This is a genomic window from Kitasatospora sp. NPDC091335, from assembly GCF_044757205.1.
Taxonomy (GTDB): Bacteria; Actinomycetota; Actinomycetes; order Streptomycetales; family Streptomycetaceae; genus Kitasatospora.
In genome coordinates, this window is record NZ_JBIVUM010000002.1 from 826,341 (window position 1) to 834,962 (window position 8,622).

The 8,622-nt window shown below is 76.4% G+C and carries 5 protein-coding genes; 4 read left to right on the top strand and 1 reads right to left on the bottom strand.

Annotated elements, in window-relative coordinates; genetic code table 11:
- Window positions 1-39: 39 nt before the first annotated feature.
- Window positions 40-2,805 (bottom strand): SpoIIE family protein phosphatase, encoded by a 2,766-nt coding sequence (locus ACIQOW_RS08675; RefSeq protein ID WP_401081279.1) that lies wholly within the window; start codon window positions 2,803-2,805, stop codon window positions 40-42.
- A gap of 279 nt (window positions 2,806-3,084) precedes the next feature.
- Between ACIQOW_RS08675 and ACIQOW_RS08680 the strand changes: the two genes are divergently transcribed.
- The 4 genes from ACIQOW_RS08680 to ACIQOW_RS08695 form a co-directional block, all read left to right on the top strand.
- Window positions 3,085-4,335 carry a rhodanese-like domain-containing protein gene (locus tag ACIQOW_RS08680; RefSeq protein ID WP_401081282.1) on the top strand — a complete coding sequence of 417 codons (1,251 nt, stop codon included), beginning with the start codon at window positions 3,085-3,087 and terminating at the stop codon, window positions 4,333-4,335.
- A gap of 98 nt (window positions 4,336-4,433) precedes the next feature.
- Window positions 4,434-5,096, top strand: coding sequence for a DUF5819 family protein (locus ACIQOW_RS08685; protein ID WP_401081285.1), 663 nt, complete (start codon window positions 4,434-4,436; stop codon window positions 5,094-5,096).
- A complete protein-coding gene (locus ACIQOW_RS08690; RefSeq protein WP_401081288.1) occupies window positions 5,093-6,358 on the top strand; it encodes an HTTM domain-containing protein in 1,266 nt (421 codons plus the stop codon). The genes ACIQOW_RS08685 and ACIQOW_RS08690 overlap by 4 nt, the downstream gene beginning before the upstream one ends.
- Before the next feature lie 9 nt (window positions 6,359-6,367).
- On the top strand, window positions 6,368-8,622 hold a 2,255-nt coding region (locus ACIQOW_RS08695; RefSeq protein ID WP_401081291.1), incomplete at its 3' end, for an FUSC family protein.

Consider the following 8,622-nt stretch of genomic DNA (forward strand, 5'->3'; position numbering starts at 1 on the left):
TTCGGCGTGCGGCGGCGTGCCGGGGCGTCCGGCCGGCGGTCAGGCGTGCGGGAGCGGGAGTTCGAACCAGACGACCTTGCCCACCGCCTTGCGGGCGGTGCCCCAGCGTTCGGCGAGCTTGGTGACCAGGGTGAGGCCGCGGCCGGTCTCGCCGAACTGCTCGGCCGGCTCCAGCGAGGGCAGGTTGTGGTTGTCGTCGCTGACCTCGACCAGCAGCTTGTCCACCCGGATCAGCTGGAGCTTCACGGTGTCCCTGGCGACCCGGACGGCGTTCGTCACCAGCTCGCTGACCAGTAGCTCGGTGGTGTCGCTGAGCGCCTCCAGGTGCCAGCCGGCCAGCTGCTCGCGGACCAGCGAGCGGGCCCGGCGGACCTCGCGGTGGTCCACCGTGAGGTCCCAGGTGGCCACCTCGGACGGGGCGACCCCGTCGAAGCGGGCCACCAGCAGGGCGACGTCGTCCTTGCGGTCGTCGGTGTGCAGCCGGCGCAGCACCTCGTCGCAGGCCTGCTCGGGGCTCTGCCGCGGGTCGATCAGGTTGCCGCAGAGCGCGGCCAGGCCGGCTCCTATGTCCCCGCCCCTGACCTCGACCAGGCCGTCGGTGCAGAGCACCAGCATCGAGCCGTCCGAGACGTCGATGGTCTTGGCGACGAACGGCACCCCGCCGACGCCGATCGGCGCGCCGGCCGGGATCTCCAGCAGTTCGCCGGTGCCGTCCGGGTGCACCAGGACGGGCGGGACGTGGCCGGCGCTGGCCAGTTCGCAGGTCCGGTTGATCGGGTCGTAGACCGCGTACAGGCAGGTCGCGAGGTGGTCGTCGCCGAGCTTGTGGGCCAGGTTGTCCAGGTGGCGCAGCAGCTGGCCGGGCGGCAGGTCCAGGGCGGCGAGGGTCTGCATGGCGGTGCGGAAGCGGCCCATCGCGGCCGCCGAGTGCAGGCCGTGGCCCATCACGTCGCCGACCACCAGGGCGACCCGGCTGCCGGGCAGCTGGATCGCGTCGAACCAGTCGCCGCCGACCTCGGCCTTGGGATCGCCCGGCAGGTAGCGGTGGGCGATCTGCACGCCGGGGATCTGCGGCGGGCGGGTCGGGATCATCGAGCGCTGCAGGGTGGTGGCGACCCTCGCCTCGGCGCGGTGCAGCCGGGCGTTGTCCAGCGACAGCGCGGCGCGGACGGCCAGCTCCTTGAGGGTCGCCGCGTCGCTCTCGTCGAAGGGGGCGCGGTCCGGCAGCCTGAGCAGCTTGAGGATGCCCAGCACGGTGCCGCGGGCTGAGAGCGGGACGACCAGCATCGAGCGGCCGGATACCACCGGGACCAGCCGGGCGCCGCCGAGCGCGATCGCGTAGTCGACCGCGACGTCCGGGCTGACCACGGGGACCAGCACCGGCTGGTTCAGTTGCAGGGCCATCCCGGGCGGGGTGCGGCGGGGCATGCTGACCAGCGAGCCCTCGGAGAGCACGTGGTCCCAGGCGCCGCCGGTCTCGTTGTAGACCAGGGCGACCCGGCGCAGCATGGTGTCGTCGTCCGGGCGGGCGGCCGGGAGTTCGGAGTCCGAGATCAGCCCGTCCACCAGGTCCACGCAGGCGAAGTCGGCGACCCGGGGGACCAGCACCTGGCAGAGCTCGTGGGCGGTGAAGCCGAGGTCCAGCGTGGTGCCGACCTTGCCGCCGACCTCGTTCAGCAGGGCCAGCTGCTCGCCGGCCTGCCCGTTGGTGAGGAACGGGCCCAGCCGTCCGCGGGAGGCGTTGTCGCCGCCCGCGGGGGCGGGGATCGGGACCGGGACGGGGACGGCGGCGGGCGGGGCCTGGCCGGGGCACAGCGGGGGGTGGCCGTTGGCGGCGGGCTCGACGGCGGACGGCTCGATGGCGACGGCTCCTGCGCTGGGTGGGGGCACCTCGGGGCCGGCGGCCGGGGGCGGGACGGGCGCGCCGCCGGCGGCCACCGGCTGGGCCGCGGGGGGCCGGGCGGCGGCGGGACGCTCGGCGGGCTCGCGCTGGACCGGCAGCGGTCCGGGCGCCCGGCGGCCGGGCGCGCCCTGCTCGGGCTGCGGCGGCGGGCCGACCCTGGCGGCGCGCTGCTGGGGCGTCGGGTAGCGGCGGCCGAGGCCGGCGGCCGCCTGCGCCGTACCGGTCTGGGCCTCGGAGGGCAGCACCGGCAGCACGGTGGCCGGGTCCAGCCGCAGGGCGGGCAGCCCGCCCCGCTCCAGGGCGGCCAGCAGCGCCGCGCGGTGGGCGGCGGGCAGCAGCCGGGCCAGTGGGTCGGGCACCGGCCGGCCGGCCGGGGTGAGCGCGGGGGCCACGGTGTGGAAGCCGCCCCTGGTGCCGGGGGCGGCGGCGAAGGGGAGCAGCCGCTCGCCGAGCGCGAGCCGGGGCCCCGCGGTGCGCAGCGGCCGGGCGTCGGCGGCCAGCGCGAGCAGTCCGCCGGACGGGCCGGGCAGCGGGTAGGCCCACCAGAGCACGTCGCGCTGGTGCTCCTCGCGGTCGGTGACGGTCAGCCGGCCGATCCAGGGGCGGCCGTCGGCGGTCCGCTCGGCGAGGGTGTCGAAGGCGTCGCAGTGGCGGCGGACGGAACACCGGTCGAGCACCCGGGACTCCACGGCGGGCAGCAGTCCGGCGGCCGGCCGGTCGTGGGCGACCTCGGCGCGGTGGCCGAACAGTTCCTCGGCGGCCCGCCCCCACTGGGCGATCCGGCCGGACCGGTCGACCAGGACGGGGGCGAGCCGGACCAGGGCGGCCACGCCCGCCGGGTGGTCGCCCGGCGTGGTTCCGTCGCCCGCCTGCCGCGGTGTGGGGTTGGACTCGGCCACCATGGATCCGCTCTGCTCCCGCCTGGCCACCGCGCCCGGGGGCGGCCGTCTCTCCGGAGGAAGGCACGCTGTGTGGGTACCAGCGAAGCACGGACCGGGCCGGACCCGACACCGAAACGGGGAGATTCCTCAGGATCGGTTGCGTGTCACGCGCCGCGCGCCGGTCCGCACCCCCGGTTCATCCGGACGGGGCCGGTGGCCACGGCGGTAGGGTGGCAGGCCGGACCGCCCGTACGGGTGGTCCCGCAGGACGCAGCCGGCCGGACGAGACAGAGGCGAGAAGTGAGCGCGCAGAGCCCCGCCCGCTGGACCGACCCGGAGCAGCAGCAGCTGGAGGAGCGGGTCGCCGCCGCCGAGCTGGCCTGGCTCAGCATGGACGTGGACGTGCAGACGCTGCGGGTCGAGATCGACAACTTCGCGCTGATCCACCATCAGCTGCTCGGCCCGCTCTACGCCCGGCTGGACGAGCTGGACGCGCTGGTCGCCGAGGCCGTCGCGGCCCGCACCGGCCTGCCGGAGGACCTGCGCCGGGCCGCCGAGGCGCGTCGGCAGGTCGAGGAACTGCCGGACCTGGACGCGCTGTTCGACTCGGTGCGCGAGCAGTCCGGCCGGGACGGGGAGGCGGCCCCGCCGTCGCCCGCCGCGCCGGAACGGGTGCGGCCGGGCAAGGAGGCCCAGCGGATCTACCGCGAGCTGGTCCGCCGTGCCCACCCGGACCTGACCACGGAACCCGCCGAGCAGCAGCGCCGGGCCGCCTTCCTGGCCCGGGTCAACGAGGCCTACGCGTACGGGGACGCCGCCGCTCTGGAGGGCCTGGCCGCCGAGTGGTCCACCGCGCCGGAGGCCGCGCCCGCCGCCGACGCCCCCGACCGGTCGGACTGGCTGCGCCGCCGGCTGGACTGGCTGACCGCCAAGATCGGCGAGACCGCCACCGAGCAGGTCCGGCTGGAGCAGACCCCGATGGGCCAGTTGCTCGCCCTCGCCCCGCAGGACCCGGACCGGCTGCTGGAGCAGCTCGCCGAAGAGCTGCTGGCCAAGGCGGCCGAGCGGCAGGCCGAGCTGGAGCGGCTGTTCGGTGACGGCCCGGCTCCGGCGGACGGCCGGGCCACCGGGGCCCGCGGCCGGGCGCCGGTGGGCGACAATGACACGCATCCGACCGTCCCCCGGCCTTCGGCTGGGAGGCACCCCCATCAGGAGAGCCACACGATGTTCCCGCAGATCCCCTCCGCCGACGCCGCCGCCGTGCCCGCCGACGCCGCCCTGCTGGACGTGCGCGAGCAGGACGAGTGGGACGCCGGCCACGTGGACGGCGCGCTGCACATCCCGATCGGCGAGGTCATCGCCCGCCTCGGCGAGCTGCCGGAGGAGAAGCTGTACGTGCTCTGCCGGGTCGGCGGCCGCTCCGCGCAGGTCGTCCAGTACCTGGTGCAGCAGGGCCGGGACGCGGTGAACGTGGACGGCGGGATGCACGCCTGGCAGGGTGCGGGCCGTCCGATGGTGAGCAGCACCGGCCAGGAGGCCTTCGTCCTCTGAGGACCGGCCCGGCGCCCGTTGCCCGGTAGGGCAGGATGGGCGCGCGCGAGCGCGTCGGCAGCGGGCCGGCGGCGCCCGCGGACGGGGCGGGGGAGGGCATGACGGAGACGGCGGACCGGCCGGCCGGCGGGCGGGTCTGGTCGCGGCCCGCGCAGTCGGTCCTCGGCCTCGCCGGGGCGCTGCTGGCCGGCGGCACCGGTCTGTTCCTCGCCGCGGTGTTCCTGCACGTCGCGCCCGCCAACACGGTGTCCCGGCAGTACCGGGACGAGGTCGACGGCGTGGTGTACCCGGAGTTCGAGCAGAACTGGAAGCTGTTCGCGCCCAACCCGCTCCAGCAGAACGTGGGCGTGGACGCCCGGGTCCGCACCGTCGCGCCCGGCGGGGCGACCCGCACCCACGACTGGATCGGGCTGACCGCCCAGGACATCGCCGCGATACGGGGCAACCCGGCGCCCAGTCACGTCGAGCAGAACCTGCTGCGGCGGGCCTGGGACTTCTACGACGGCTCGCACAACCCGCAGGACGAGACGCCGAACTCCCCGCGCGGCAAGCTCGCCGAGCAGTACCTCAAGCGGATCGCGCTCCAGCGGATCGGCCGGGAGGCGGACGGCGACCGGGTCCTGGAGATCCAGTTCCGGTCGACCGCGGCCACCGTCCCGCCGCCGTCCTGGAGCGGCGAGACCGCCCCGCCGGCGCCCCGGGTGCGGGAACTGCCGTGGTGGCCGGTGGCGGACGAGGACTACCGGGGGCTGCTCGGATGAACGACGAGGCGGCGGTGCGGGCCGCGCTGCCGGACGTGGTGGGGCCGTCGGGCGGCGTGCCGCGGCAGGCGGGTGCCGGGGCGCCGGTGACGGCGCGCCGGGCGGGGGCACCGCTCGGCCGGGCGATGGAGGCCTTCACCGGACGGGCGCTCGGCCGGCACCAGGCGGCCGTGGTGCGGATCGGCTTCGGGCTGGTCTGGCTGGCCCACCTGCTGCGTGAGTGGCCCAACCGGCGGGTGCTGTACGGCGACCGCTCCCCCTGGTCGATGGATCTCGCCGAGCGGCTGCTGAACGACAGCGGGGCGTTCACCGTGCTGCCCTGGTTCGGCGGGCGGCCCTGGTTCGAACTGGTCTACCTGCTGGCGCTGCCGGCGGCCCTCGCGGTGCTGCTGGGCTGGCGGACCAGGGCGGCCACGGTGCTGTTCCTGGTCACCGTGCTGTCGCTGCAGAACCGCGACGTCTTCCTCGGCGACGGCGGCGACAACGTGGTCCACCTGATGGCGGTCTACCTGGTCTTCACCCGCTGCGCCGAGGTCTGGTCGCTGGATGCCCGCCGAGCCTCCGGCCGGGCGGCGCCCCCCGCCGGACCGCGGCCCGGGTGGACCGGGGTGGTGCTCTGGGTGGTGCTCGGGGCCGTCCTGGCGGTCTGCCAGTTCGGCGGCTTCGCCGGGGGCAGCCTGACCTGGACCGACCGGACCTTCCCGTACGTCGGCTGGTCGCCGCTGTTCTGGGGGCTCTGGGCGGTGGCCGGGCTCTGGTGGACGCTCGGCCGGCTCCGGCCGGACGGCGAGGTGCGGGCGGTGCTCGACGCGCTGGCGAACATGGTGCACAACTGCGCGATGCTGGTGATCGCCGCCGAGGTGGTGCTGATCTACGCCACGGCGGGCTGGTACAAGGTGCAGGGCTCGCGCTGGCAGGACGGTACCGCGCTGTACTACCCGCTGCACCTGGACTACTTCGCCCCCTGGCCGGGACTGTCCGCGCTGGTCGGTTCGGCGCTGCTGCCGGTCTTCCTGATCTCGTACGGGACCGTGATCCTCCAGGTGGCCTTCCCGTTCACGCTGCTCAACCGGCGGGTCAAGAACGTGCTGGTGGCCGTCATGATGCTGGAGCACGCGGGGGTCGCGGTGGTGCTCGGGCTGCCGGTGTTCTCGCTGGCGATGATCGCGGCGGACGCGGTGTTCCTGCCGACCGGGGCGCTGCTGTGGGCGGCGGCGCGGCTGAGCGGGATCCGGCGGCGGTCGGCGGCCTGGGGCCCCTAGGATGTCGCTATGTCCTGGTTCGCCGCACTTCGTGACACCGCGCGGACCGGGCTCACCCTGGACCGGGCGCTCACCGACCCCAAGCGGGCGGTGCGCGGGGCGGTCGCGGTGGCGCTGGTGCTCTTCCCGACCCTCGCCCTCGGCGGGCCCGCGCTCGCCACCTCGGCCGCGATGGGCGCCTTCATCGCCGGCTCGGCCACCTTCCAGCGGAGCTTCAGGCCCCGGGCCAGCCTGGCCGTCGCGGCCGGGGCCGGACTCGGCATCAGCACCTTCCTCGGCTACGTGGCCGCCGGGGTCCCCGGACTGTTCCCGGTGCTGCTCGCGGTCTGGGCCTTCGGGGCCGGACTGTCCTGGGCGATCGGGCCCACCGCCGGAGTGGTCGCCACCAACACCGTCTCGGTGATGCTGATCGTCGTACAGCTCCCGGTCAGTACGGCCACCGCGCTCGGCCACGGGCTGGTCGCCGCCCTCGGCGGGGTCGCCCAGGCCGTCGTCATCACCGTCTGGCCGATCGGGAGTTGGACCGCCCAGCGGGAGGCCCTCGCCGACACCTACGCCGAACTCGCCGACTACGCACGGCGGTTGCGGCAGGACCCGACCGCGCACGTGGACCCGGAGCCGTTCATGACGGCCCGCCACGCGGCCGCCCTCACGCCCTGGCAGGACCGGCACCGGCCGCCCGAGCTGCGCGGCCTGCGCGGCATCGCCGAGCGGATCAGGCCCACCCTCGCCGCGCTCGCCGACCCCAAGGTGGGCGCCCCCGAGGAAGGCCCAGGGCGGGACCGGGCCCGGGAGGTGCTGGCGGCCTCCGCCGAGGTCATGGACGCCCTCGCCCGGGCGGTCCGCACCGGCGACCCGGTCCGGCTCCCCCGCTCCGCGCCCTCGCTCACCCTGGTCGGCTCCGACGACGGGCCGCGGCTCCAGGGGGCGGCCAGGCGTTCCGCCCGGCGGCTCGGCGGGCTGCTGCGGAAGGCCGCGGACACCCTGGACCGCAACGACGAGGACACCATCACCACGCCCGTGGTCGGCGCCGGCGGGTCGCTGCGCAAGCCGACCATCGCCCGGATGCTGCCGGTCGCGGCGCGGGCCGTCCGGCGCCAGCTGCGGCCGCGCTCGGCGATCTTCCAGCACGCCGTCCGGCTCACCGGCGTGGTCACCGCCGCCTACCTGCTGGCCAGGCTCGTCGGGTTCCACCACGGGTACTGGGCGCCGATGACCGCCGCGATGGTGATGCGGCCGGACTTCGCCCAGACCTACAGCCGGGGCGTGGCCCGGCTGGCGGGGACGGTGGTCGGGGTCGCCGTCTCGACGCTGGTGGTGCAACTGGCCCATCCCGGGGAGTGGGTGCTGGCCGGGCTGGCGGTGCTCTGCATCGGCGGGTCGTACCTGGCCTTCCGCACCGGGTACGCGCTGACCACCGTCGGGATCTCCACGTACGTGGTGTTCCTGCTCGGGCTGCAGGAGGGGAACCCGCTGGTGACGGCGTTCGAGCGGGTCGGGCTCACACTGCTCGGCGGGTCGATCGCGCTCGTCACGTACGCGCTGTTCCCGACCTGGCAGACCGCCAGGCTGGGCGAACGGCTCGCCGAGTGGCTGGCGGCGGCCGGACGGTACGCGGGGGCGGTGATCGCCTGCTACGAGAAGCCGGCGGCGCCGCGCGGACGGGCGGTGCGGAGCGCGCTGCTGGACTCGCGGGAGGCGCGGTCGGAGCTGCTCCAGGCGATGCAGCGGGCCGACGCGGAGCCGGGGCGGCACGAGTCGGGGCTGGCCGGGGTGAGCCGGCGGCAGATCGACCGGGCCAGGGCGGCGGTCGGGGCCCTCGGGCGGGCGGCGGTGCTGCTGGAGGCCCATCTGCCGGCGGGGGACGCGGAACCGGTGCCGGGGACGGGGGAGTACGCGGAGGAGCTGCGGCTGGCGACGGCGCTGGCGGCGGCGGCGCTGCTGACGGGGCAGCCGGTGGAGTTCGGGGCGGTGCGGGAGGCGCAGGCGCGGTTGGAGGGGGAGTTGGCGGGGGCGCCGGCGGGGGTGCAGCGGGATGTGGTGCGGGCGGGGGTTCGGTTGGTGGGGCAGGCTCTGCGGGATCTGGAGCGGGCTTTGCGGGGGAGCTCGGTGGGGGAGGGCTTTCGGGAGGGTGGGGTGGCGGGGGGGGGGGCCGGGGGGGGGGGCGGGGGGGGGGGGGGGGTTGGGGGGGGGGCCCGGGGGGGGGGGGGGGGCCGAGGCCGGGGGGGGTGGGTAAAAAAACCGGCCGCCCCCCCGACGGCCCC